The organism is Blastopirellula marina, from assembly GCF_002967765.1.
Classification (GTDB): Bacteria; Planctomycetota; Planctomycetia; order Pirellulales; family Pirellulaceae; genus Bremerella; species Bremerella marina_A.
Map to the genome: position 1 here is coordinate 818,363 of NZ_PUHY01000005.1, position 25,364 is coordinate 843,726.

The 25,364-nt window shown below is 50.9% G+C and carries 16 protein-coding genes; 6 read left to right on the forward strand and 10 right to left on the reverse strand.

The window, feature by feature from the left end:
• The first annotated feature begins 353 nt into the window (after positions 1-353).
• The 4 genes from C5Y83_RS07755 (at position 354) to C5Y83_RS07770 (ending at position 5,397) form a co-directional block, all read left to right on the forward strand.
• Positions 354-1,901, forward strand: a complete 1,548-nt coding sequence (locus C5Y83_RS07755; RefSeq protein WP_105329078.1) for an SAVED domain-containing protein — start codon at positions 354-356, stop codon at positions 1,899-1,901.
• An 18-nt stretch (positions 1,902-1,919) separates the two neighbouring features.
• Entirely contained in the window at positions 1,920-3,071 is a 1,152-nt protein-coding gene (locus C5Y83_RS07760; RefSeq protein ID WP_105329079.1) for an SMODS domain-containing nucleotidyltransferase, read from the forward strand.
• A complete protein-coding gene (locus C5Y83_RS07765) occupies positions 3,071-4,882 on the forward strand; it encodes a ThiF family adenylyltransferase (protein ID WP_105329080.1) in 1,812 nt (603 codons plus the stop codon). Before C5Y83_RS07760 ends, C5Y83_RS07765 begins: the two co-directional genes overlap by 1 nt.
• Positions 4,883-4,962: 80 nt before the next feature.
• Positions 4,963-5,397: a Mov34/MPN/PAD-1 family protein gene (locus C5Y83_RS07770; RefSeq protein WP_158262277.1), complete on the forward strand. Its 435-nt coding sequence runs from the start codon at positions 4,963-4,965 to the stop codon at positions 5,395-5,397.
• Between the two features lie 1,192 nt (positions 5,398-6,589).
• Here the strand turns inward: C5Y83_RS07770 and C5Y83_RS07780 are convergent.
• The 5 genes from C5Y83_RS07780 to C5Y83_RS29365 form a co-directional block, all read right to left on the reverse strand.
• Positions 6,590-8,536, reverse strand: coding sequence for a DUF2779 domain-containing protein (locus C5Y83_RS07780; RefSeq protein WP_105329083.1), 1,947 nt, complete (start codon positions 8,534-8,536; stop codon positions 6,590-6,592).
• 129 nt (positions 8,537-8,665) lie between these two features.
• Complete coding sequence (locus C5Y83_RS07785; RefSeq protein ID WP_105329084.1) at positions 8,666-9,916, reverse strand: 5-methylcytosine restriction system specificity protein McrC; 1,251 nt, start codon at positions 9,914-9,916, stop codon at positions 8,666-8,668.
• A complete protein-coding gene (locus tag C5Y83_RS07790) occupies positions 9,909-12,281 on the reverse strand; it encodes an McrB family protein (RefSeq protein ID WP_105329085.1) in 2,373 nt (790 codons plus the stop codon). Before C5Y83_RS07790 ends, C5Y83_RS07785 begins: the two co-directional genes overlap by 8 nt.
• A gap of 64 nt (positions 12,282-12,345) precedes the next feature.
• A complete protein-coding gene (locus C5Y83_RS29110; RefSeq protein ID WP_146117702.1) occupies positions 12,346-12,738 on the reverse strand; it encodes an HNH endonuclease in 393 nt (130 codons plus the stop codon).
• A gap of 662 nt (positions 12,739-13,400) precedes the next feature.
• Positions 13,401-13,577, reverse strand: coding sequence for a hypothetical protein (locus tag C5Y83_RS29365; RefSeq protein WP_158262278.1), 177 nt, complete (start codon positions 13,575-13,577; stop codon positions 13,401-13,403).
• Between the two features lie 39 nt (positions 13,578-13,616).
• On the opposite strand from C5Y83_RS29365, the gene C5Y83_RS29370 reads away from it, so the two are divergent.
• Entirely contained in the window at positions 13,617-13,754 is a 138-nt protein-coding gene (locus C5Y83_RS29370) for a hypothetical protein (protein WP_158262279.1), read from the forward strand.
• Between the two features lie 204 nt (positions 13,755-13,958).
• On the opposite strand, the gene C5Y83_RS07805 is transcribed toward C5Y83_RS29370, so the two are convergent.
• From C5Y83_RS07805 to C5Y83_RS07815, 3 genes are all read right to left on the reverse strand, one after another.
• Complete coding sequence (locus C5Y83_RS07805) at positions 13,959-17,525, reverse strand: DUF3427 domain-containing protein (RefSeq protein ID WP_105329088.1); 3,567 nt, start codon at positions 17,523-17,525, stop codon at positions 13,959-13,961.
• Positions 17,515-18,042: a SprT family zinc-dependent metalloprotease gene (locus tag C5Y83_RS07810; protein WP_105329089.1), complete on the reverse strand. Its 528-nt coding sequence runs from the start codon at positions 18,040-18,042 to the stop codon at positions 17,515-17,517. The genes C5Y83_RS07805 and C5Y83_RS07810 overlap by 11 nt, the downstream gene beginning before the upstream one ends.
• A 130-nt stretch (positions 18,043-18,172) precedes the next feature.
• Positions 18,173-22,012, reverse strand: coding sequence for a bifunctional RecB family nuclease/DEAD/DEAH box helicase (locus C5Y83_RS07815; protein ID WP_105329090.1), 3,840 nt, complete (start codon positions 22,010-22,012; stop codon positions 18,173-18,175).
• A 630-nt stretch (positions 22,013-22,642) separates the two neighbouring features.
• On the opposite strand from C5Y83_RS07815, the gene C5Y83_RS07820 reads away from it, so the two are divergent.
• Positions 22,643-23,860: a DUF4268 domain-containing protein gene (locus C5Y83_RS07820; protein ID WP_105329091.1), complete on the forward strand. Its 1,218-nt coding sequence runs from the start codon at positions 22,643-22,645 to the stop codon at positions 23,858-23,860.
• 6 nt (positions 23,861-23,866) lie between these two features.
• Here C5Y83_RS07820 and C5Y83_RS07825 read toward each other — a convergent pair whose 3' ends face one another.
• Positions 23,867-24,385 carry a hypothetical protein gene (locus tag C5Y83_RS07825; protein ID WP_105329092.1) on the reverse strand — a complete coding sequence of 173 codons (519 nt, stop codon included), beginning with the start codon at positions 24,383-24,385 and terminating at the stop codon, positions 23,867-23,869.
• 79 nt (positions 24,386-24,464) lie between these two features.
• Positions 24,465-24,920 (reverse strand): nucleoside triphosphate pyrophosphohydrolase family protein, encoded by a 456-nt coding sequence (locus tag C5Y83_RS29375; protein WP_158262280.1) that lies wholly within the window; start codon positions 24,918-24,920, stop codon positions 24,465-24,467.
• Positions 24,921-25,364: the final 444 nt, after the last annotated feature.

Below are 25,364 nucleotides of genomic sequence, written 5' to 3' on the forward strand. Positions count from 1 at the left end.
GAAGAGCTGGATGAGCGAGTATGGTCGACGCCTACGCGGCGACTTGCCGGGAAATTCGGCCTGTGAGATGTTAGCCTGGCTAAGAGTTGTAGGCGGCATGAGCTTCAAAATCCAGTTACCGCGATGTAGTGGGGGTGCGATCCACCCACTCCCCCCATGTCTGGTGATTTTTCTTAACTAGCTTTTCTAAATAGACTTACGCTCCTACTACGTTTCTCGTGCGTTCCCGACTTGCTGCCAGTGTCACCTCTTGTCAACTATGAAATTTTATTGCATCCTCGTTGGGGTGGCCCCGTCCCCCACTCTCAGAATTTGACCACTTCCGACGAATTCTCGGAGAATCAACAAATCAAATGAACAGTCCCAGTTCAGCACGGCAACTTGGCGATGAAGTCCATCAATATCTTTTCTGGCTTTACGGTTGTCGAATGTTGGCGAAAGGCGAGATTCGACAGGTTGGCTTTGAAACAGGTGAATTTAATGCGTTCGATGATATTAGTGTCCTTTACTCACAACCCCGTCCTGATGGAGTGGGCGGATTGCATCAGGAAGAACATATTCAGGTGAAATTCTCGGTTGCAGGAGGAAAGATTCTAACTGGAGAATCTCTTGCTGACCCAAAGCTTGTCAATGCAACGACATTTTCCCTTCTGCAACGGCTCCGTGATGCTACGGAAAAGGCGGAAAAGGAGGGCCGAAGCTGTATTTTTCAGCTTTGGTGTCCCTGGCCTGTTGAACAAGGAAGCCTTTTAGATGAATTGATTGATAAATCCACTGGTGCGTTGAGACTTGAACTCCTGTTTGAGGGGAAAACGCCACAAAGCAAAAGTGGAAAACTTAGAAAAGTCTGGGCTGACAATCTAGAACTCAACTTGGATGACAAGGATGAGTTATCGAAAATACTCCGTCCGCTTCGCATTCATTACGACTCTCGGACTGCTGATCGCATTAGAGCTGATCTATCCGACATACTTCCAACTGCTGGCTTGCTTTCAATTGATCAGAGCCACCGTGCGGATGTTTATCCACTCTTAATTCAACGCCTAAGTCGAGAAGGCACGCGAGTATTCGGTTCCGACATTCTAGTTGCCGCTTGCAAAGCCGAAGGGCTTTGGATTGGTAAGCCGATTAATAATACTTCAACAGTCAGACTCGGCGTCCGCAACTTCACTCAATTTGCCGAAGGTTTAGAAGACGAAACAGATCATATGATCTGCTTGACGGAATTCTTCAGCGGTAGGCACATCAAAGACCTCGTGCTTTGGGATACCGAAGTGTTGCCAAGGCTCAGGTCGTTTCTTTCGAGTCACTTGAAGTCTGGCGTCACTATTCAGTTTCACCTTGCAACTCTTGGAGCTCTTGCGTTTACATCCGGATACTTAGCTGAGCCAAAGATTGGTGCAAAGTTTGAATTTACCCAAAAGGGATTTAACGGAACTTCGACTTGGAGTGTTTCATCATCACCGCCATCGCAGCCTTTGCAGTTGGCCTCGGAAGTGTTTGAAGTCACTCCAAATGGCGATGATCTCGCAGTGGCAATTAGCGTATCGCAATTAGTCAAACAGAACGTCGAAGATTTCATTAAGTCCGACGTGCCACAAATTAAGTCCCTTCTCCATATTCATGTGCCAAATGTCGGTCCAAATTCAATTAGGGATGGCGACCATGCTTTTGCTGTCGCGAGTAAGGTGGTGGAACTGATCAGGCAACAAACGCAGGCACTCAAATACAGCGGGAATATTCATTTATTTTGGGCCATGCCAAACTCGTTAGCCTTCATGTTCGGCCAACAGTCTCGCTTACTAGGGAATCTAACTGTTTACGAGTTCGATTTTGAACAAGGCCTGCAAGGCTCGTACACCCGTTCAGTAACCTTGGCCCCTGATTTCCGTCTGCCATAACCACACAGGTTTATAGTCATGGAACTTCCTTCGTATTTCACCGACTTTCTCTCGAAAATTCGACCAACTGCGGAACAGCGGGAGAAAATGAAATCTGAACATAGGCAGCTTCGCGATCGCTTGGCTGAAGACGATGAATTGGCTCCCATCATTATTGGGACTTTTATCCAAGGTAGTTATCGACGGCTAACGGCAAATCGACCACAAGATGGTGAACAATGTGATGTTGACGTAATCGTCGCGACAACAATGCACGAGGACGACTACACACCGATTCAGGCACTGAATAAATTCCGCGGTTTCCTTAATGCCCACTATCCTGACAAATATGAACTTCAGGGGCGTTCCTGGGGAATCGAGGTGGATGACGAAGTAACACTTGATCTGGTACCAACGTCCGCGCCATCTGAAGCAGAACGCCAGGTGTTGGAGTCTGTTAGAGCGGCTGTTTGGAGTTTTCCAGATGAACCCGAATTCAGTTGGGAAAATGAATACGCTCCGTTGTTAAACGGAGGCGTACTAGAACGCTACGTGGCAAATGTTAAAGCGGCTACGTGGAAAGACGAGCCTCTCAGGATTCCAGACCGTCTCGCCGCAGTATGGGAGAATACTCATCCTCTGGAACAGATACGATGGACTTGGGAGAAAAGCAAATCCACGAATGGTCATTACGTCAATATCGTGAAGGCGATAAAGTGGTGGCGAAAACTAATGGTACTCGTGCCGAAATACCCGAAGAGTTATCCACTTGAGCACATGATCGGCGACTGCTGTCCGGACGCGATTACGTCAGTTGCTGCTGGAGTAACGCTGACTCTGGAATCGATGGAGGCTTTATACCGGCCATACGCCGATTCAGGTATGGTTCCCAAACTTTGCGACAGGGGAGTTGCCGATCACGATGTTCTCTCACGAGTCTCTGTAGAAGACTTTAAGCAGTTTCTCGATGCCGTGAAATCCGCATCCGTTGTTGCTCGCCAGGCACTCGATGCTGACACCACGAAGGAAAGTGCGCGCTTATGGCGAACACTTTTTGGCGATAAGTTTCCCAAGGCGCCAGACGATGATGGCTCCGATGGTGACGACGACAACAACAACGGTAGTGGGAGCGGAAGAGCGTTCACACCTCGTTCGCAAAACACACAGATTAGTGGGAGTAGATTCGCGTAATGAGAGTAGCGAAAGTTCCGTCCGACATCATGCGTGAGGGACGCCGCTATCTCGATTCAATTCCAGAAGTGCGGATACTTCAGGATTTCACTAGGTTTACCACTGAGCAGCTTTGGGGACTTTGTTGCAGAGTTAGTCTGCCCAATATTGCGACAAATTTGATAGCGTCTGACACTGACTGGTGGATAACCTTTGACGATGACTTTCCACACTCTCCTATTTCTGTGCGTCCTGCAGTCAAGAACGGTATATCACTAACCTTTCCGCATCAAAGGTACAACGGAAATACCTATTCGACATTGCCGTGGCGCAGCGGTCATATTTGTGTTCACGATCCGACATTCATATTCCGTCAAAATAGCTTGGATGTTGATCCGATTGGCCAGCCGAGTCGCTTGGCATGGTACGTCCAGAGAACTATTGAGTGGCTAAAAGCTGCCTCATCTTCTAGTCTAATGCGTCCAGGAGATCCTTTTGAGTTTCCTGATTTTCCAGGCGAGTCTAGGAACCGCTATACGATTGCACATGGTGAAACTGAAGACTCACTTTTGCAGTGGACAAAGATTGAAAATCGCGTCGGAGTAGCGGAGCTAGTCGCGGCAGATACTAAACCGCATTTGGAATATGTGATTCGTAAGTTTGTGACTTTACGTTCCGAAACTGTTCTGTCATACGCCTGGGGAAGTAAGATTTCCAAAGAGACGCGCGCCATCAGGCCGGCGATATGGCTGAGGTGTGAGGATATGCCGATCACTTTGCCGTATCAAGCAATTGACACTTGGGGTGAACTTATCGCTTTTCTTGAGACTCAGGGAAGGCTATCTGACTTCCGTAATGCCCTTGAGTCTATCAGAGATGGAGGATCGCACTTCCTACTCCTCGGCTTCCCGATTCCATCACGTGTTGATGGCATGTCATGCCAAATGCACTGGCAGCCACTTGCTCTGCCAGCGTTATCATTTGGCGATAAACCTCGGCGAGGGTTTAGAGCGAATAGTACCGGTCACTGGCGTCAAGATCGGTACGAGAACCTCAGAGATTCGAAACGAATTAATTGGCAGATTGCTGAAGACTGGTCATGGAAGTCTACTTCGGCACGTGGCCGTCTCGATTCATCGCTATCAAAGCCCAAGGCACTATTGATTGGTGCTGGAGCGGTAGGGTCGGTTGTAGCGGAAACCCTTGTCCGTTGTGGGAACAGTAAAGTTGTTGTTTGTGACAAGGAAGGTTTGGACAATGGAAATCTTTGTCGCCATACGCTGGATATTACGATGGTGGGTGTCGGCAAAGCAAAGGCACTAGCTCAGAAATTGAATAGAATGCACTCACATGCTGAGGCATGGGAGATCTCCGAGGCCTTTCCTCCCGAAAAGCGTGAAAATAGGACGCTCATAGCCGACTGCGACCTAGTACTTGATTGCACTGGCGACAATCTGACGCTCCAACAGTTAGCTCGTTTTAATTGGCGACGAGTAAGATCGTTCTGTTCAATTTCACTCAGCTACGGTGCTAAACGTATCTATGTTTACACTGCACGCAGTAACAGTTTTCCCGTGGAGGACTTCCACTATCAGTTCAAAGAGTGGGCAGAAGTTGATCTTCGAGAATTCTCAGATGAAGAGCTAGTACTTCCCAACGTAGGCTGTTGGCATCCAGCGTTTCCAGCGAGGTTTGACAATGTCTCCATGTTAGTTATGGCAGCGATAAGGCGACTTGAGGAGGCAGTTACGAATATGGAAACCTCGCCTCGACTTGTAGTCTTTGAACAGCAATACAATGGTGAAGTATTTACTGGTATTGTGCGGAAATGAGATCCCATCGCGGTTCATCTAAAATAGAGTTTTCGTCAGTTTCTGAAGGTCTTAGGCTATCGCTTCTGGATGCGCCGCACATGGACCTCATTCGCATATGCAACCAAGCGTCAGATAAAGAAACTGGAGGGATTTTAGTCGGACGCTATTCAAAAGATCTCAAGACCGCCGTGGTTAGCCAGCTGACAGGACCTCCAGCAGATTCTCAAGGATTCTTGTCTAGTTTCCGCCGTGGCGTTGCTGGCCTTCAGAGTCTTCTAGATCAATATTGGAGCGGAAGTAGCAGCACATATTATTTGGGAGAGTGGCATTATCATCCTTCGCATAACGCCAGTCCTAGTACCGTTGATATCGCTCAGATGAAAGCGATTGCAAACGACAGCAATTATTTCTGCCCAGAGCCTATATTGCTTATTGTCGCCAAATCTGACTCTGGTGGATTTGCGTATTCTGCAAACGTCTTCTTTCGGTCTGGCGGATATCTATCACTTCAGCAGAAAGAGACGGTGCTTTGAGGATGGATATCGATCTCCTACAAGTTATCGCCAATCGCTTTCCAAAGTGACTGTGCCGTGCGGACAGCATCGGCTCCTACATAGAATTGTAACGTCGTCTCGATCGACTCATGTCTCATTCGCTCCCTCAATTGCTGGGAAGAATTCGCTGAGCCCAGCGTTCACCAAAGGAACGACGGAAGCCACGCAACCCTTCATATCTTTCTTCTCCATCACAGACTGAGATGCGAAGGTACGCAGCGACAAAATACCAATTAAATTCATGAGGAGCATTAGAAATATGGCGAAAACGTAGCCTCATTTTCGAGATCCTGCGAATGAAACAGGATCTTCCTATTCGCGGTGGATTCGCCGACTCAGATCGCGGTTAGAATGATCGGCAGTAATTAAAGACACTTGGAGCTGGCCACTGACGTTAGCCCCCACTCTTCAAGCATTTCTTATCTCGCGATTTTTTGTCTCTCTTGAGTTTAATGGCCTTGGCAGTCTCAAACGGTTCGCCGCCCTCGGAGGCCCCACAGCCACGTCGATGAAACCAATGACACGAGACTTCTGGATCGCCTTGTACCGCGAGCTCCCTCTTCTTGACCGGAAAAACGAGCAATAAAGAGTGACAGTAGTGGGGTAAGTTCGATGTCCATAAAGCGGATAACTCTCTTACTCTTATGCGCTCAGCCTCGATCACAGACTTTCTGTGTTTTGTCTTCTTGATTTCGATCGCGAGCAGGTTAATGGCAGAACCGCGGCAATGGACGTTGATATCAAGCCGAATCTTTCGTTTATCAGACCCACGAGTTTTAGGAATCGTCAAATCACGATTGTATTCGCAGTCGACATGCCAGCCCGGCAGACGTCGCTCGATGTAAATGGCTAGGCGATGAGCTATGGACATCTCGCTAGCATTCACATGAAGCAAGTTGAAGTCGAACAAGCTGAAATCGTTTATTGATTCTCGGATAATGCGATGGATTTCTGCGGGCGAGCAATATCGCGAAGAAGCATTCTTAGAAGATGGCATGTGCTCTGATTCCACGTGCGTAGCCAAGATTACTTCTGATCAGGTGTTGTGCTGACCGGTCTGCGTCAATGAGGTCCATTTGATGAGACATTTCGAGTGCCAGATGAATGCCGACTGTTTCGTGCAAAAAATGCCTGAGTAGATCCGCAAGTAGGTTCTTTTGTGACACCTTCTTTAGGAGAGTCCCGCTCGATCGGCCCAAGCTTGGTAGATCATGACCATCGCGAGGGTATCCAGTTCACAATATCGAAGCAAAGCCTTCACGGTTTCGGCGTGTTGCTGGGACGAAGTATCGATTCTTTGAGCTTTGGCATACGCGGCGAGTGCATTTCCACCATCGGCCACGGCATATTCAGAAAGTCCAACCAGCGTGCTGTACGGGTCTGAAGCGTTCCCGTCGGCAATATGAATCCATTGATGATCGCTGAAATTGAAGCTTGGAATTCCATTTTGGGCCCCATAGACCGGTTGACTATAGGTCTCTCTCAAGAACGTGGACTCTTCAATGATCGCGGGCAAAACCTTTTTAATGGAGTTAGATCCCTTGGTGCGGGGTGAGTAGTAATAGCTCACTACCATTTCACAGAGATCGACCATCGTCCTCTTTCCGCTCCATTTGTCTCCTGCTGTAGAGATGGTACGAATGAACTCCAAGAGTTCATCACGATCACTAGGCGCATCGGAGTCGGAGAGAAGTTGCTCGTAGATTTGAAGCAATACCGTATTCTCATGCTGTGAATAGCGGAAAATGGTGCCGTCATCTTGACTCAATTGACGTTTCAATTCTCGAAGAAACGCATAGTTGGGAAATGATCCAGGGCTCAGGTCAATGAACTCACCGGCATGACAGACATGATGGTCGCGGGAAACGGTGTGGTGAGAGAACTGAAATGCTATTTGCTCATAGGGCCTGCGTCCGCGATGGAATGGAATCGCCGGCATGGTGGTCTCAAAGTCAATGAAGTGCAATGGGTATTTCCAAGACTTCATTTCCCGTAGCAGTCCTGGTCCATCAAAATAAGGTTCGCTATCGCGATTTTGATGCTTTTCGACTTGTAACCACTGCCGTTCGGAAGCAGATATACCAGGCACTTCGTTGGGCTTCGGTTGAATGTGCTGTTTTTGAATGTGGTCTAGTTTGATGAGCTTTTCGTCGAATAGCTCCTTCTTCTTGCCGGCGCTTAGATTCCAAATGTCTAAGACATTCGGTTCCTTAAAGTCCTCGTCGCCCCAACTCAGTTGTTCCCGCCAGCATTCCTCGAATCCACTTTTCAATTCGGAGAGAGAGTCCGCTGTTTTGGGCCGAAACTCACATTTCGCACATTGGGGCTTAATGGGAGTGACGAGTTTCTCGTTGCGACGGTAGTGAGCCGCCAACCAGTTAATTCGTTCGACGAAGTCCGGTGGGCCAATCGCCTCGACAAACGAATGTTGCTGGATCCATTCACAATGCATATCGACAGGAATCTTGCACAGAAGACGCTGTTCCAATTCGTCCGATGTCAATGGTTCGGATTGAACTCCTGGGCTGCCAGATGGGTCTCTGTTTTCGTCAATACTGATCTTCTGATGCAGGGTATGGGTTGGACAAACCGCCTGTTTATCCACGGGCATCAGCCAGGCACGAATATGGGAGTCTGGCAGTGCCTTTGTGACGACATACTTCTGAAAGGCAATATCCAAGAGGTAGGGCAGCCATTTTGCTCGTGGCTTCCCGTTCGATGTCGCCAGACTTCCATCTTTTTCTTTGTCGTAGGACTTGGCCTTGACCTCAATTAGATCGATCTGATTGCCTTTCTTCACGAGGATGTCGACTCGAATAAAGAGGTCGTCGAAGCGAAATGCCGCTTCATAAATGGTGACTTCGTCCTGTTCGAGTAGTCGTTCTGTCTGGGCTAGAGCCTCTTCCGGATTCAATGTCGAGACAGCATGCCCACCTGGATGATATTGTTGGGCAAGTGCACCAACGTGATATCCATTCTCGGCGAGCGACTTTAAGAACGTGTCCTCGATACTTGCGTCCGGATAAATGTCCGGATTTCCGGCGTAGAATAGCTTGGTCGGGCAATCCATCCCGAGGGTAAACCGAGACTTCGTCAGGTATCGTTGGTTTTCGGTCATTCGGTTTGTCCCCGATTTCAGTTCTCGGATGTGAGACTTGGTCAATAGTGGTACTGGAATAGGATTTCAGGTCATCTTACGCGCGTCTGTTCGTAGAGTCGGTACGGAAAAATATGAGATAGGTGAGTGTCATTGTGCAAGTTGTTCTAGGGAGGGCTGAGAGTAAGTGGCAAGGCACTTTCTGCATTCCGAGGGACCCATCCACATGGGCAATTCAATTGAATCAACCGTGATGTCGACATTTCCGACCGTGGTATGCAGCAAAGTTCGATGTTGGCCCACGGTCTGAGCGGTCGGGTAAATCAGAGTGGCCTTCGACGCGTTAAACGCCAAAGCATAGGCGCACATCTGAAATCGGTCGGTACGGTGCTCGTGACCAAAATGAGTTTTGTATTTGGTATCGAGCGCCCACCTCTTACCTTCGTGGGAAAGCAAGATATCTACGGTCAGCCAGCGATTCGGATCGTGCGTGTTGGCCGAATCGTCCCAGGCCCGAGTGCGATCCGACGAGGGAGCACTTGCCCAACCAGTTGCCGGCGCCAGCCCTTCGAAAATCTTTCGAATCCCTCTTTCCCAGATGGAGGCCATAGAAACGGTAAAAACCTGGCCACCATGTCCACCTGCATCGGTAGGGCTCGCGCCCATTAAGATCAGGCGAGCAAGCTGAAGTGCAGACGCGTATCCGGGAGGACGTGCCCATTGAGTTTCCGCCACAAGGGCCGCGTGACCTCCAGATACTCGATGAATTCCTGCCCATTGATCTTGAAGGGAGGAAAGGCGGCGGGCATCTTCGAGTGACTTCATCGGGAGTAATACGGGGAGCCGGTCCAATGCCATGGCCAGCACCATGTTAGCCGGCGTATCGAGGGTCTGAGTTCGATACCGAATGGGAATCTGAGGTAAGTGCTGGAGTTGGCGATGGAGTCGTGTAGTTTGGATTCGGCCCCGTACCGTCGAGCTCGACGAGGTAACAGGCATGTATTCACGACGCAGGTAGTTTTTGGTGAGTTTCTCCAGCTCCAACAGAAAGAGTCTGGCAAGGCACTCGGGAAGGTCGTCTCCCACAGAGACACCATGATCCTGTATCCAGTGCCGAATGTTGGGGAACTCTCCGACGAGAACAAGCCATTCCAATAAGACGAGACTTTTCACTTTCGAGCGGATACAAAGTCGCCGCCCGCTTGGTAACAAGATGAGGCCAACCCGGTCGGTTCCAGTGATTTCGACGTGATTCCCGTCCATGGAAAGTCCGATGACGCGTCGGTCATTCAAGCGATGGAGAATATGGAGATCGTCGTGCACGGATTCCAAAGAACCGGTCCAAGGTGGCTCATCACTTCCCAACTCATAGCAGATGATCGTCGGTGATGAGTCAGTCATGAGGAACCGCCGCCGGCGTACTAGAGTCCGCCTTCTCAAGGCAGCTCAGCAATTTCGCCTCGATCATGCTTTCCAGGTTATCGTCATGTTGTCCGAATTGTGCCGTCAGAAGCTCGCGCACATAGGGCATAACGCTGAACTGTACGATCCGTCGAAGATGCTTCTCTGAAAGTGGAATATCGTCCGGGGCTGCTGTTTCATCATCGACATCCGATTTTTGTGTCATAAAGAGAGCGTGTCCGATGTGTTGCTCCGGTAAGATCCCTCTTTCGTGAAGTAGAGCATTGCATTCTGCCAAGGTGCTGCTCTTGAACCCAATTGGATTGTTGCCCAGACGGTCGAGCCAGCGTTGTAACGTGTCCATCTGGGGGTGTAGGTTCAACCATAGAAAGCGTCGACGCAGCGCCAGATCCAACCGACCAATCGAACGATCTGCACTGTTCATCGTGCCAATGATGAAAAGATTCCGGGGAAAGACGAATCGGCGGCCAGATAGAAGTCGGACGGTGGTTCCACGATATTCCAAGAGTTGAAGCAATTCACCCAGCACGGCAGCCGTATCGCACCGGTTAATTTCATCAAGGACGAGGACATGCTGTGCCTTGGGATCGAAATCTCGGAGCTGTTCGACCCATTCCAAGAAGAATCCTTGCTTCAGTGAAAAGGTCAGCGTGCCGTTCTCGCTCGTTGTGGGCTTAATTCCCTCGAAGAAGTCTTCGTATGACCAGTTCGCGTGCATGTAAAGAACATGATGCGTTCCCTGAGGTCGCCCTGGCTTTTGGCGAACGAAGTATCTGGCAAACTGCCTCGCAATGTAGGTCTTGGAGGTGCCCGGGGGTCCCACGAGAACAACTTGCTGTTTGGCAAGCAAGGATTGTTCAATTTCTTCAAGGAACTCCGGAGACAACGAGGTAAAGTAGCCTAGTTCGGAAAGCGATTGAGGAGCAAATTCATCGACATCATCCTCTGATTCGTCTTCTGGCGACATCTTGGTCGCTTTCGCCTTGGTAACGCTCCAATCTCCTGAGGTACTTGCTCGGAAAAGGGGCCAAGCCCATGTGAAGAACTCACCAACTTCTTGCACAAGCGTTTCTTGGTGATTGGGCAATTCCGCGAGCGCGAATTCACGAATGACGTTGAAGTCATCAATCTTCGACTCGTCACCAAACCATTGTTGAAAGACGCTGTCGTCGCTCAGCACTTCGTTCACGAATTGATCGGCAGCCCATTGTAGGGTCTCCTCACCAGTGACGAGCTTGATCAACGTGTCGTCTGGCGAATTCTGGAAGAACTCAATGACGAGGCTCCGATTTTCTAGGATGGCCTTCTTTAACCTTTTTAGGTAGTCCTCACAGTAATTGCCAAAGGCGAAGCCATACCGCCACAAACGCTCCTTGCCGAGCATCCGAAAATAGAGTTGGACTGATTTGGTTTTGCTGCCGGCGGCAGGGTCATAAAAGGCCATCCAATAATGGTCGTGATAGCCCCCCTTGCCGAAATCATTCTTTTTTAATCTCGAAAGCGGCCCCTTTCCGCCAGCAACCTCAGGGCTCAAGCGTTCGATGTAGTTTGTGCGCAGCATATCGACAAATTGTTTTGCCGGATCACGCAAGACTCGAGCATAGCGATCTTTTTGCTGCTCGTGCCACGTAGAATCTTCGGTATGGTCCGCCAGGTCTTCGAGGTAGGCTACGGTCTCTTCAGAAAACAGTAACTCGGTATCTCCGGGTTCTGCATTGCCGCTGTCTTCTTCGTCGTCTTGGTCCTGATTTATCTTCTTTACCGTTTTGTCAATCTTTACCGCTTCGGATAACTTGCTTCTTTCCTTAAGCGATAGCGTCAGCTTGAGGTAGTACCGCGAGAGGTCGCCAGAGCTCGGCGCATCTTTGACGGCATGGTTCGATGGGAAAAGCTTGATCGTTTTCCGCGTTCCATCTTGGCCGGTAGGCAGCTCAGATAAGAACGTATAGGCAACGGGTTCCGGGATGGCCCACACATGAAGTGTGCCTTGCTCAACATCCCAGTGGGTAAGGACATAGACCAGCGGCTGAGATCGTGCGTCCGCATGCAGTGTTTCCACGACGGTGGTGCCTAAGGACGACCAATGATGCTCTCCAACTCGAGAATTTCGCAGAATGAGAGTGCCGTCTCGCCATTTGTAGGCACCGATCTTTATCTGTTCAGGGAGATAGCTGCCAGCGGAGATGCGATTGCAAAACAGCTGAACCATACACTTGGCGGCATTGCTGCGTTGATCCTCGACTATCGCGATTTCTGGAAACGTTGAGACTGGTATGCTCAAGCTCTCGAGAACTTGCTTGGCCAATAGCTCATGAGATGTTGGTTCGTTGGGGGACGCATTCATGGAAGTACGGACTTTTCTAAGATGACGTTCGAAATGCTAAGCTTCCACTTTCCACGTAACGACTTCATTCAGCAGGACTGTTTTTGGGGAGCCGATCAAAAAAGCCCCTCTCCGCTTCTTGGGCCTTTTGGACGCCAGGAAGTCGTGCGCGGAAGACGGCATCTCGGAGATCATAGAACTCATCCATCGTTTGGGGCGGCTCAGTCACATCCAAGGCGTCAAAGTGATTGTTGAAGGAATTACAGGCAGAACAAGCCATGGCAGCATTACTGTAGTCTTCCAGCCAATCGATGGGAATTCCTAGTCGTAAGCCCATTTTGGTGGGAATCACGTGGTCGACTTGTAGCAAGAGCCAGTGATGGTAGTTCTCAAAGAGATTAAGGCCACAGAAAACACAGCAGTCGCTACCCGCCAGCTCTCGTAGGCTTAGTCCATATCCCCGCCGACAATTGGTCACCGAGCGTCTGCCTAAGAGAGCCCTGCCTTGTTGCCGATACCGTTGAAACGGTAATGGTATTTCGAGATTGGCAGCGGATTCCAGCAGCGACGAAGATTGCGGTGGCAGGTCACGAGGATGGCATATCTGGCAGGCAGGTAATTCTGCGCAATATGCTCTTACCCAGTCGTCTAACTCTGCAATGGAGTTAGAACAAATCTTGAGGTAGCCGCCTGTGGTCCAGTTTGACCGCTTGGGGGTTGAGATATGACTGCATGACACGCGGTGTAGGCGTAGCGTCTCACAACGAGGTACTTTCTCGGTGTTGACTACAAAGCCTTGGGGATTGTCGTTAAGCCATGCTTGGTAAGCGTCGTCGTCATTTTCAATCGTAATCATGGCTCATTGCAGTTGCATCGAGGATGAGAAGGGAGAGGGAAGTTAGCTCGCAAGACTTCCTGGCTTGAGGCTAACGGGCTGAGTAGTTGACTAGGATCTTAGCGAATTGCTACGCCGATTGAAATTAGAAATGTGGCTGTGGCAGTGGAAGCTTGTGTCTGTACCGGGTAGGAAGGTCAAGCAAGGACGCCTCGAGAGGATTAGAAACAAGTAGCAAGCGACGTCGTTGTTTGATAAGACTATCTGGACTATTAACGCCAGATCTACATCAGCGCGTGGGCCTCTTAATCGTTCTGGAGCTGGGCGATCTCGAACTCGATTTCATCGAGGCGGAGCAACAGCGCGCCCTCCACCTCGGCAGGATCCCCACGGAACCAGTATTCGCCGGCTCGAATCTTATCGAGCTTCTGATTCACTTGATGCCACTCGAGTTGCAGGTCTTGTAAAGGATCTGTTTTCATCTACCGTACGTTTCTGTTGGATCGCATCCCGGATTGAACATGGGCAAGTTCGTTGCGGATCTCTTTCAACTCCTCGAGCATCCGTTGCTCGGCGGCTTCGTCAGTGCCAACGTGCCACCACTTGCCCGAGTGCAGCAGTTCCAGTTGATTCTCGAGAGCACGTCGGCGGGACTCTAAATGGGCCAATTGATCGCAAATCATAAGAGTATAAGTACGGATGGAAGCTTGCACGGTTCTGCTTTTAAGTGCGAATGAGACTTACAAACAGGATTTCTTTACCGGCACATGATAATAGCCTAGTGGGTTACGCAGTGCACGGAGATTTGTGGGCCCTACACATTTCGTGCAGGTGACGGCCTGTATTTACTCGGTCTCTTGCTTTCAAGTACCTTCGGGTACTCCCATCTGCTGGCGCATTGCCTGAGGCACGGGATCTCTGAGCTTCCAGTGTACGGAGATTGGTTGTTCTCCTTCCCATTGCTCAAAATCGACCTCGCCGCAGTACACAAATGGAGCGCCTTTCTGATCCAGGGTCTTTTGTTTGCGAACAAAGAGATGTACTTGAACTCCTCGTTCCTTGTGGTCTCGAATCAGACGCCCGTCCTTGCTATTCGTTCTTGTCTGATTCTGGCTTTGCCACTGAAAGGTACGTTCGTCAATGAAACGATCGTCATAGCGATGATTCTCGTTCAGGCTTTTCTTCTCCAGCGTGACTAACAAGAAGATGTGAGGATTAGCCGTGACAAAGCCCTTATTCCATTTACCAGGCTTAAAGGATAGTCCGAAAAGTGGGGCGATATCCTTACGCATGTAATGTCGCCAGATCTCCGCTTTAGAGGGGTTAGATTCTGAACGGATCGGTTTCATCTCTAGCTGGTCACCGGCTGTCTCGAATGTCACTTGGAAACGGGTTCCACGTTGGCCGGCGCTAGCCCCGAACCATGCTCGCATAATTTCGGGTAGGACATTGTCCGTAGACTCGCGATCCCTGCGTATTACATTAACGAACTGCGTAACGAAATTCACAGCGTACACTTGTTCATTCACGAGCACGTCAACCCACCCAGACGGGATTCCGGCCGTCTTTTCTCGGTCGGGCAGCTTCAGGATCGGACGCCCATTGGAATGGATTACACGGCAGACAAATCGCGTGGAAGTTGAGTTCTTCTGGTCACGATCAAGATACTCCGCAAGCCGCCAATCAACCAGTTCTCGTACTAAGGCTCGAAAGTCCTCTGCCTGATCGTCAGGAACGGAAAAGCGGGTGGCAAAAGTCACGCCATCATACTGGAAATAGGACTCGCCCCCGGTGCCTCGACCGTCACGCCAGGCCTTAATCGGATTGTCTTCAAGCGACTTTTTCAGCTGACGATCGTCATCAAGTGTGTCTCCCATTTCGGCGCGAAGTTTGTGGCTCTTCTGTGCGATTCTGCGAACTTCATCCCGAAGTTGATCGATCGTGATCTGTCCTGGCATTGCGCCATGACTAAGCATGGCTTGCAGTACGAGCATCTTGAAGCTCTTTGTCATCTCAGTTGATTCCAAGGAGTCGAGGAAATCTCCCATGGACGCGATAACTTCGCTTTCGGAAGGACTAAGGTCTCCCATGGATCGTAAGAACTTCGTCCAGGATCCATGGGTCCGTCGCACCGATCGTGGATTGTACCCGGAATGATACAATTCGATCGCCGTCGGGCGGATCCCATGGCGGTCTCGAAAGTCCTCGTAGAAAGCGAGGATGGCATCATCCTCGGGTCGAATCCTGAGCAAAGACTGGATAATGTCAATCGCTTCGAGTTCGTAGGTGATATTACATCCTTCCGGCAGACCGGCCTCTCCTCGTTGAAGTAGTCGCATCGCGGCGGAGATTTCGGCGTCCGATTCTTTCAATCCCATAATGGGTTGTAGAAGTGATCGAATCTTCAGAAGGAAGGCTCGGTGATTGCCGATGTAGTCAATGACCTTCAGATTTTCTTTCCCGTCGGAACGGCGGAGCCCCCGGCCGAACTGCTGCATCCAGATCGTGCTCGATTCTGTTGGTCGCAACATCAAAACGGTGTCGATGTTGGGGATGTCGAGACCTTCGTTGAACATATCTACGGCAAAGATGATGTCGAGGTCGCCGCTGGTCAGCGCTTCAATAGCCGAAGCCCGAGGCGCGGAACGATCACCTGAATGAACGGCAACTGCCCGAACGCCTTTCTCGGTGAAGAAGTCAGCCATGAAGTTGGCATGGCGTTGAGAGCAGCAAAATCCAATCGCTCTTGTGCCACCCTGTAAGCGAAGTTGCTCGAGGGCATTTTCGGCGCGGCGCGTGGTGGCAACCGCGTTGGTCAATTCTGCTTCATCGAATTTCGCACTCCGCCAAGGAATGTTGGAATAGTCGACTTCGTCGGGGACACCGAAGTAATGAAACGGGCACAAAAGATTGGCTTCGATGCCAGCAACAAGATCCTTGCGATAAACAAGATTTTCTTGACAGAGCCCGAGCAGATCGCCTCCATCCATGCGTTCGGGGGTAGCCGTGAGGCCAAGTAAAAACTGGGGTGTGAAATAGTCGATTAACCGGCGATAGGTTTTTGCCGCTGCATGATGAAACTCGTCAATGACAATGTAATCAAATCGATCGCGTTCGAAGCGATTTAGGTGTCGCGCCCTTCCTAGGGTTTGAATCGATGCGAAGATGACATCGGCATCGGGAGTTTTGTCGGTTCCTGTGTAGAGACCGAGCCTGGCATTCGGTCGAATACGTCGAAAGGTCTGCATGGCTTGATTTAGAATTTCTTCGCGATGGGCGACAAACAACACTCTGGGAAACATCTCGCTCGTTGAATCAAATGCTGCGAGCCAAGTCTTTCCTAAGCCAGTAGCCAAGACGACTAAACCAGCTTCGTTGCCGGCCATTCTGGTTGATTTAAGTGCCGCTAGAGCCTCTTCTTGGATCGCATGTGGCTTGGGCGGCGGTTCTGGGGTTTCTTCGACGACCTCGACGATACGCTTATTAGATACCGGACCTCTTCGCTCTCGGTACGCATCAATCCAGTCCTGATCGACGACCCTCGTGTCAGGATGAACGAATAAATCCTCGAAGGCTTTCGTGACCTCACCAAAGCCACGATCGGTGTCCGAATGGAGAATGCGATAGTTCCATTCCATCCCATCACGAAGAGCGGGCATTGTTAAATTGGAGCTGCCGACAAATGCCGTGTTTGGATGATCTGCCCCAGCGAAGATGTACGCTTTTGGATGAAAGGAAGTCGTTTTTGCTTCAAAGATTCTGAGCTGAAGATTGCCTCCGAGGTCCAGCAGGTCGATTAGCGCATCGGGATCCGTTACATTAAGATAATCGCCGGTGACAATACGAACTTGTCCGCCGCGATCTAGCAAGTCACTAAGATGCTCTCGAACCAGCGCGACGCCACTTCGGAGAATAAAAGCAACCGCTAGGTCTGCTTTGTCAGCCCGATCAAGACATGCTCTTAGGTGCGGCAAGAAGGGATCGTCCGTCCCTCGAACGAGCAAGCTATCCGTTGCCGTTCCTGGTAAGAGGTCAACTCCAGCCGCGGTCGTCTTGAGATAATTTCCACGACCAGGTATTACATGACGCACACCACCACGAGGATCGGGAACGTCTCCTTCACGTCTGGGGATCAAATGAACATGAAGATGAGGCACCGTCTGGCCGGCGGCAGTTTCCACGTTTATGCCGATATTAAAGCCATGGACGGAATATCTTTGTTCAATAAGCGCACGGCCGCGATCGAGAGCATGCAGAATTGCCAGCTGTTCTTCCTTGGTTGCGTCAAACCAATTGGAGACGTGTCGCGTAGTAACGATAAGCAAGTGTCCCTCGGAGACAGGAAATCCGTCCCAAAGTGCGTATACCAAGTCGTCATGAAAGACGATTCTTGATACTTCGACGCTGCAAAAGGGGCATTCACTGGACATCCTTGTTCTCCATCGACTTGGGGCGACTCTGAATGACTAAAACTCCGTCTAACCCTGATTGCTGGCACGGAACACATCGCCAATTGGGTTGCGGACGCTTCGATGTCCGGGTCGTGTGACAGATCGGACAGGTGTGTACGTACTCGACACCCTGGGAATCGCGGCAGGTGCCAAGCAACTCCGCCTCTTGACTGAGCCGTGGCTGGAAGCCAGCAATTTGGACGAGTTCTTTCCATTCCGGCCCGTGAATTAGGACGCTATTTCCATGAAGGTGAAATACGGCAATATGAGCGGCCTCGTGGCAGAGAACCTCGTCGAAGAGCTCGGCGTAGTCAGCATTCTGGAGAAGGACACTGAGTCGGATCAGGTTGCGCTCTGGATACGCACGCCCCAACGAGCGTCGAAGTCGTGTGCTCCACTCGTACGCAATCACGTTGGCAAGTTCTGGGACTTCCCACTTGTTTGTCCAACGACGCAGCAGTCTTGGGCATCTAGAGAGTACATCGGTGTGTTTCATAAAACTTGACAGAATGTCCTCGGTGACGTGAGTGTTCTTATGCGAAGAGGTACGTGATTCTGCCTAGAAAGGAACCTTGGGTAACTCGCTCATGGGAAACGTTACAAGAGGCGATGCGCTTTGCATAGGACTAGCGTGACTCTTGGCTTTCACTGGAGCGATAGATCGTTGCCTTCACGCCGGGGGGGATTTCCAGAGTGAGGTTGTGTGCCGAATCCGAGACCTCAGAGATAAGTCGACGCATAAACGCCAGGCCGCGTGCTGCTTCCGGTTGATCGAGCACACTGGGCGTGGCATCGAGCAGGGGACGCGGTAAAAACAGGACGCATTTTGTCTTGGCCCTCGTCATGGCAACATTAAGTCGATTCAGCCCGTAAATGAAATCGGCCTCTTGCATGGCAAATTCTGGATCCGAGACACCGTAGCTGACAATAACGGCGTCCGCCTCTTGCCCCTGCATCTTATCGACCGTGTCAACAAACGGCAGCGAGGTCCAGTCACGTTCCTGGTGAAGAGCCTGTTGGATCGTGCGAATCTGCATGCGATGCGGGCTCACAATAAAGACGCCATCCTTGAAAAATGCTTGATCACTATCGTACGCCTTGCCGGACGAAGTCTTGAGGTGCTGGCGCAGGTCGCTTACAAGAATACTGACTAACTCCGCTTCAATAACATTCTCTCGGGCGGCTTGAATGCCTTCTAAAGCAACGATGACCAGCGGGAAGTCCGGATCCAAGCACGCCTGGGAAATCTTCGACGCATTGTTGGGAAGTTGAAGGTTGAGTCGACGAGACGCGACCTGCTCGTCAAAGCATTGGTACTTCGGTCCGTATAGCAGGTGACTCGCGACCCCCGTCAAATAATCATTCATGCGGAAGTTTTCCGAAAGCTGACTGACGATTTGGTCGTTGTGCAAAGCAGATCCTCCCACGGCTTCGAAGATGGATCGATGTAGCACGGGTTCGCCTGGTTCCGTATCGGGATAATCTCCGGCGATGATCGGAGGAAGCTGTAGATGATCTCCAGCGAGTACCAGTCGCCCCTTCGAATGCACCAGGCCAATAGGCACAGCAGATTCGGAAACGCGGACTTGCGACGCTTCATCGATCACGACGAGATCGAATGTTTCCGCGAGCTCATCATAAGTTTTCAAGATGGAATAGACGGTTGATCCTAGGACGGCATGTTGCTGACGTTGTAGCCAAGATGGAATCCCCTTGTCTTCCACAATCATCGCGTTGGCGAGCTGAGGACTGTGCCACTTTTTAGCCTTGCCCAGGACGGCCTGCCCTCCTCCGCTTCCAGTGCGTTTTAGCTCGGCGAGCTTTCGCAAGACATTTTCAATCGCCGCATGTGTGAAGGCGGTTACGAGAACCCGGAAAGGCCGGCCTTCATCAGCATGAGCGGAAATCAAGCCCAGGATGATCGATGCCAAAAAGTGGGTCTTGCCTGTTCCAGGAGGACCCCACACGGGAACAAACTTGCGGTGGCGAATTCGCCTGTAGGCCTCGAGCTGGCTCGTCGTCAACGACAGTTGTGTTTCTCCCTGCTTGAGGCGGTTCTCGATCGGCTTAGAGAACATCGCCGTTTCCGATACCTCCTCGGGGGCCTTGAGTAGGTCGAGGAAGAGGCCCTGGGACGGAACACTTTCGCGCAAGAAGGAAATAATGGGATCCGTGGTATAGTCCGTGAATCGTGGATAAAGAAGGAGGCGATCGCCACTGCCCGGTTGGACATCCGAAAAGGGCTTTTTGTAGTCAACGGTAATCTCGCTGGGCAAGCCCAGTCGGTTCGTACGGACTTGGGTTATTCCCACAATGGCACGATGGGGATGGCCGCTGCCACCCCAATGCTTGTTACGCCAGAGGTAGTCCCGATACTCAAGCTGTGCGCGCCTGCCGTCTTCATCGTCATCCACGAGCATCCAGCCAGGAAAGCCACTTTCATCAACCTCCATAGCGCTATCGCCGACGATCGCCATCCGGACCTCATCACGTGCTTGGAGTTCCAAAACCTGTCCGAGAAAAGCTTGGGCTTCGCGCGACTCGGAACGAGCATCACGGACTTCCAAACAGCGCAAAAGACTTTCATATCGAGTGAAAAAGATTAAGCGTGATAAGATCTTGTCGGAAACCGTCTCCGTGTCTGGAAGCCGGAATTTCGGTGGCCAGGTGAACAGCGACTGACTCGCGTGTTGCCGCATGCTCCGCAGGAGTGCGGATATCGCATACAGTTGGAGGTTAGCTCGCTGACGTATTTCAGGACTAAGTTCACGTTTCCCTCGGCGCCACACGCTGTGAATGGCTTCGGCACGCATGCCGTCACCAAATGGAAAGTGATAGTAGTCATTGCGAGAGTATTTGAAAGAGCTTCCCAGGGCGGCCAGACTCTCGGGGAGTGTGTAGCGGACGTCCACCGGCAAAGCAAACATCTTGACCAATGCGTTTACCAGAACCACGACCGGATAAGGAACCTCGGAATCTGGGTGGCGATCTGCCATCATTAATTCCGGAGCTTGAAAGTAAAACAACAAAGTCATTGCCTTTTCGGCCAGCTTTGGCTTCTTCAACGCATCGATCAGTAACCCGATCAATAGTGATTTCTCCTGCTCACTGTGAATGTAGGCCTGCAGGCTCACTTGATCCTTCCACTCCGAGATACTTCGATTGAACTCGTCAATCTGCGTCAGGAGCTTGAAGAGGAAGTGAATCCACTGGGATTGAAGTTTCGTAACTTCCTCGGGTTGACAGGCCAAGAGTGTTAGTGGCTTTGAACGCCCCTTTTCGTCTTCCAGCTTAGCCCGCATGTCTTGGCTCAAGACTTTAACGCCCACCTCGGGTTTGCATTGGAGCAACAGACCGGCCAGATAGACCGTTTTTCCCAAGGGTTCCTCCTGCAAGGTTAAAAAGAGGGCGATATTCTCTCCTTTGGGAATCGCCAAGGCGGCGGCATCTTGGAGCTCAAGACGCTTGCTGAGCAGAGCGTCAACCTGCTTTTGCAGCCGGGGGCGTTGTCCGGTAAGGGACGCGCAGCGACTGAGAATTTCATCCGTGTCCTTCTGTTTTAGAAAGCTGGCTAGTTGGGGGATTGTGTCAACTTTCGCCTCCGTCTTCAAATGTCGCTTTCCATAGCTCGTCAGATTCGCAACACGAGAAATATTATCTTCTTGGGTCATCTCATCGCGGCAATGCGAAAAGAACTCACACCATTCACAGCGGAAGTAGAGATGCCAGTGAACATCTTTAGCCGGCTCACGCAGAATCCTCGACAAATCATCTCGGAGGAAATTCTCGAGATGCGGGCGAAAATCGTCCAGATCAAAGAGGCTGGGAGAGTCTTTTTGGCCCAGCCAAACCGCTCCTTCCGAGAGATCAACTTGCGCATCGGAGATTCCTTGATCCTGAATGATCTCATCAAGCTGCAAAGCATAGAGGAGGACTTGAACGCGATGGGTGAGCTTAAGCGTCTCACCCCGTTTGACGTCCAACACGCGAAACACGCGTTTTCCTTGTTCATTGACTTCAACGGAAATCAGGTCTGGATGATTATCGCTTAACGTTACCAGTGACGGGTCAATCTGAAATCGCGCATAGAAGGAAGACGGGGGGCGAAACGTTGGCTGATAGATGTAAGTTCCTGGTTTCCCATCTCGGAGCAGATCGTGCGTCTCTGCCATTGAAAAACGCCTCTTGTGGAGTTCCCCCTCCCCTTTAGCGATCTTCGCCTTCTTCTTGAGGTAATTCTTGAGGACATACGTTTCCCATTCATAGCCCGACTCAAAAATTGCGTTCATCAATGGACTATGATCGAACTGCTTTGTGGGTGAGTTGTCGCGTGTTCGCTGTTCGGGAGTCGCCGCAGAGAAGCGAAGAAATCGGTCACAATCTTGAAAGAAGTAGCGAGCAACCGTTGAAGGGCTAATGCGAAATGGCGTGCTTGGGGAGGCTGTCGCTATTGGTTTCTTGGACATGGCTTAGAGCGACTTCGTTGGTCGCGGTGAAAGGAGAGAAGCCGAGCGTTCATGGATGCTTCGAGAGGAAGGATGGCCTAATGAAGCATTGATGGGGGAAGTTCGTTTCAGCCTTGGCGTCATTCACTGCTACCAAGATAATACCTGGTATCGAAGGTGTGGCGGTCAGCAAAGGAAAGCCAGGCCTGATTTCTACAATATGCCAAAGGTAATGGCGAACCAAGTTGTTTCTGAATTAGTTCGGCAGTTCGCTGGAGAATCTAGAGCAAGACTACGATCCAGCCCCAGTTCACCGCATATGTGGGAGCAAACGGAGGACGCATTTAGCTTGCTGTAAGGCTGACTTGTTCCTGAATTACTTATCACCTGAAATGGCACGTCTAGCATGCCGTTTGGTAGTCACTGTGTGAAAAGGTCGACGTAGCCAAATTGGATTGCAATAATATCATCGATTGGGTTTTAGTATGGCGCTTCGGAAATCAACGTGAATCCGCGTTCGGCGTTGGGGTTCAACCTTGATTCGGACAGGTGCCGAGATCGCTCGTCCTGGCCAAGACGCCTAATCCAAAATGCTACATTTAAAGTAGGAAGTCGTCGCAGTCACTCCGGTCTAGTTTATGGTGAGTAGAAATGACATCTGAGAAGCTCTTGCGCTTGAAGAAGCTTGCCGAAAAGCGTCGCCAGCAAACTTATCCGGGATATCTCTCCGTCAGCGAGTTCCATGATGGAAAGCATGACTGCGATTTTGTCTCGCCTTATAGTAAGGGAGCTTGTGACGTAAACTCGAAGCTCTTTCTTCTTCTGCAAGATTGGAGTTCTGAGGAAGAGTTAAAAGGTCCTGAGAAACCAGAGCAAATTCGACTGGGAAGAACTCCAAGCCTCCCGACGAACAAGAATTTGTCGCGGTTATTATCGGAAGTCTATGGCGTTACCCTGGCCGACACCTTCGCCACCAACCTATTTCCCTTTATCAAGCCAGGTCGCATCTCGGAAAAGATTCCAATGGTGCTCCTGGTTCAGGCGGCCAAGGAATATGCGATTCCTCAGATCGAAATCGTTGCTCCGCAAATCGTGATCTGTTTTGGAATGCCAGTGTTCCAGGCGATGCGAGCGGCCTGTGGCTTGAGCGCCGTAGCCAACGCCGAGGAAGCACGTGCTAATCCCTTTAGACTGGGAGCTGTGACGGTATTTCAACAAGCTCACCCGGGTGGCTTAGGTATTGCGAATCGACGAGGCTTTGAGAATGTACTTAATGATTGGATGGAAATGCGAGGTCAAATGGATACAGTAAGCAACTCGGATCGTGATGTTCCGAGCCACAACCTGACCCGGACCAAACCCCGGGCACCCAAGATGACGCATGAAGTGGAGCGTACCCAAGAAAGTACTCCTAGCAATGGCAGAGAATTACAGAGCCGGTTTCTGTTGACTTTTCAGGACTACATGGATAACCACGACTGCTTATTTCAACCCGGTAGACAGGACCGGGAACGGAAGCTGCAATTTCGCCTCGGAAAATCTGGGACGCAGCTTTGCATTAAAGTATTGCAGCAAGATAACATCATTCGCGTTGAATTTCGGACGACGGGAAAGAACGCGGATGTCTTCTACCAACAATTGTTGACCCAACGTTCAAAAATCGAGGAGGAGTTAGGCGAGTCGCCACAATGGCGTGCGAAGGAAGGAAATAATCGCAAGCAAATCATTTTGAATCGGGAAATCTGTCTCGCGGACGAGTCGCGATGGCCTGAGTACTGCGAATGGTTACTCGAAAAGCTGAACTTGTTCTACGGAGTCTTCGCTCCTCGAGTCGAGCAGTTGCAAACCGGCTCGCGAGTTTCAGACTAGCGGGGGTTAAATTAGCAGTTTGTCCCCACCAACGCTTAGGCGAGGAAAGGGGTTTCTGGTGTGACCTTGGCGCGATACCGAAAAAGCACGTCCCCTCTCGTCGAAGAATATCGTTGTCTGATGCGACCAAAGGAGAGCCACTCGCTTCCGCATGGCTTGAGCCAATTCACGACAATAGCTCGCTGCCGCGACCTGACTGGTGATCGGCTCTTCGATGTTCCAAGGGACGTAGACGGCCGGCATGAGACGCACGATCACGCGTGGCGCGAAGGGACGGTCCGGCTGTGCCTGAGCCTCCTGCTCGTCTTGCACGCGGAGCGATTGGACCTGATGCGGATCGACTTGCAGGACACGGGTCATGGAGTTCAAAAGCTCGGCGTGAACCTGCCCGGTCCGCTCAAAATCTTGAATCCGTCGCGCCCCTTTGGTGAGATTCTGATAACCGCAAAGTCGTGCCAGCTTTTGATAGGAGAGCTGCTTTTCCAGGCGGCAGTCACGATAGTAATTCGAAAGGTAGGTTCCCATGGTGGTTCTTCTATGAGTAAGTAAGTGGATGGGTTTGCTACGTCAGCGATATGTTGATCGCGATCGTCTGCAGAATGTCTTATTCCAAGGGCCGGTGTTGGCGGAGTACTGAGCCCAGGTCCGGCGGTTGAAACTGTCCATCCTTCACCCCCTTACCGTTCTTGCTGTTTGCCTGGCGTTTACTCAAATTCGAGCGATGGACCTCGTGGAAGATAGCTTCCGCCGGCATGTCAGCGGAAACGGCGTCCCCTAAGAGGACGTAAGCCCGATCTCCCCAGGCATCGGCTGCCGCGATCAGGTCATCGGCCACATGGGCTTCCACCCATTCCGTCAATTCTTCGAGGGCTAAACAGAGTCGTAGTTGAAGTTCGTCTCCTTCCTGGCGATGCTCCTGAAGGTAGAGGAGAAGTTCACGCATTTTCGCTTGGGCATCCGCTGCGTCCTTTTTGTCATGAGGGAGTAGCCGCGGTTGAGGGGCGATGGAGGCACCGATTTGTCGATGAAATTCAGCAACTTGTTGGCGAGCAGCGTCCATAGAGTGTTTCCTCCTGTAGGGATGGTATATGAATCGAATGGCAGACTTCCATCGAAGCGTCAGCGAAGCCGTTTGGTTTGCAGGACCGTCACGGAAGATCCATATTGAGCGCGGACCAAGGCTCGCGCGTGGGCGGAATCTCGTGCTGAGACACGCACGTAACTTACGCGGCCTTGGAGTCGAATCTTGGCTTCGAATTGATACATAGTTTCTCCTGGAATTAAGAGGAATGGCGGTGAGCATCAAGGTACTCCACGGATAGAAGCCAGCACTGGACGTCGTTATCGAGGATCCATGACGTGGCTTCCGGATTAAACGTCCAGCAGCTGGGGGCCGGACGGAGACATTCTTGCGCGAGAATTCCTTCAAAGCTCGTACACGCAGCAATGACATCCCGCGGCGCGTTCATGACGCGTAGCTCTTCGGCCCGGCCAAGCCCGACTC

Excerpts from the sequence above, each read along its gene's own strand:
- C5Y83_RS07755 (WP_105329078.1), top strand. The coding sequence starts at position 354 with ATGAACAGTCCCAGTTCAGCACGGCAACTTGGCGATGAAGTCCATCAA.
- C5Y83_RS07760 (WP_105329079.1), top strand. The coding sequence starts at position 1,920 with ATGGAACTTCCTTCGTATTTCACCGACTTTCTCTCGAAAATTCGACCA.
- C5Y83_RS07765 (WP_105329080.1), top strand. The coding sequence starts at position 3,071 with ATGAGAGTAGCGAAAGTTCCGTCCGACATCATGCGTGAGGGACGCCGC.
- C5Y83_RS07770 (WP_158262277.1), top strand. The coding sequence starts at position 4,963 with ATGGACCTCATTCGCATATGCAACCAAGCGTCAGATAAAGAAACTGGA.
- C5Y83_RS07780 (WP_105329083.1), bottom strand. The coding sequence starts at position 8,536 with ATGACCGAAAACCAACGATACCTGACGAAGTCTCGGTTTACCCTCGGG.
- C5Y83_RS07785 (WP_105329084.1), bottom strand. The coding sequence starts at position 9,916 with ATGACTGACTCATCACCGACGATCATCTGCTATGAGTTGGGAAGTGAT.
- C5Y83_RS07790 (WP_105329085.1), bottom strand. The coding sequence starts at position 12,281 with ATGAATGCGTCCCCCAACGAACCAACATCTCATGAGCTATTGGCCAAG.
- C5Y83_RS29365 (WP_158262278.1), bottom strand. The coding sequence starts at position 13,577 with ATGAAAACAGATCCTTTACAAGACCTGCAACTCGAGTGGCATCAAGTG.
- C5Y83_RS29370 (WP_158262279.1), top strand. The coding sequence starts at position 13,617 with ATGGGCAAGTTCGTTGCGGATCTCTTTCAACTCCTCGAGCATCCGTTG.
- C5Y83_RS07805 (WP_105329088.1), bottom strand. The coding sequence starts at position 17,525 with ATGTCCAGTGAATGCCCCTTTTGCAGCGTCGAAGTATCAAGAATCGTC.
- C5Y83_RS07810 (WP_105329089.1), bottom strand. The coding sequence starts at position 18,042 with ATGAAACACACCGATGTACTCTCTAGATGCCCAAGACTGCTGCGTCGT.
- C5Y83_RS07815 (WP_105329090.1), bottom strand. The coding sequence starts at position 22,012 with ATGTCCAAGAAACCAATAGCGACAGCCTCCCCAAGCACGCCATTTCGC.
- C5Y83_RS07820 (WP_105329091.1), top strand. The coding sequence starts at position 22,643 with ATGACATCTGAGAAGCTCTTGCGCTTGAAGAAGCTTGCCGAAAAGCGT.
- C5Y83_RS07825 (WP_105329092.1), bottom strand. The coding sequence starts at position 24,385 with ATGGGAACCTACCTTTCGAATTACTATCGTGACTGCCGCCTGGAAAAG.
- C5Y83_RS29375 (WP_158262280.1), bottom strand. The coding sequence starts at position 24,920 with ATGGACGCTGCTCGCCAACAAGTTGCTGAATTTCATCGACAAATCGGT.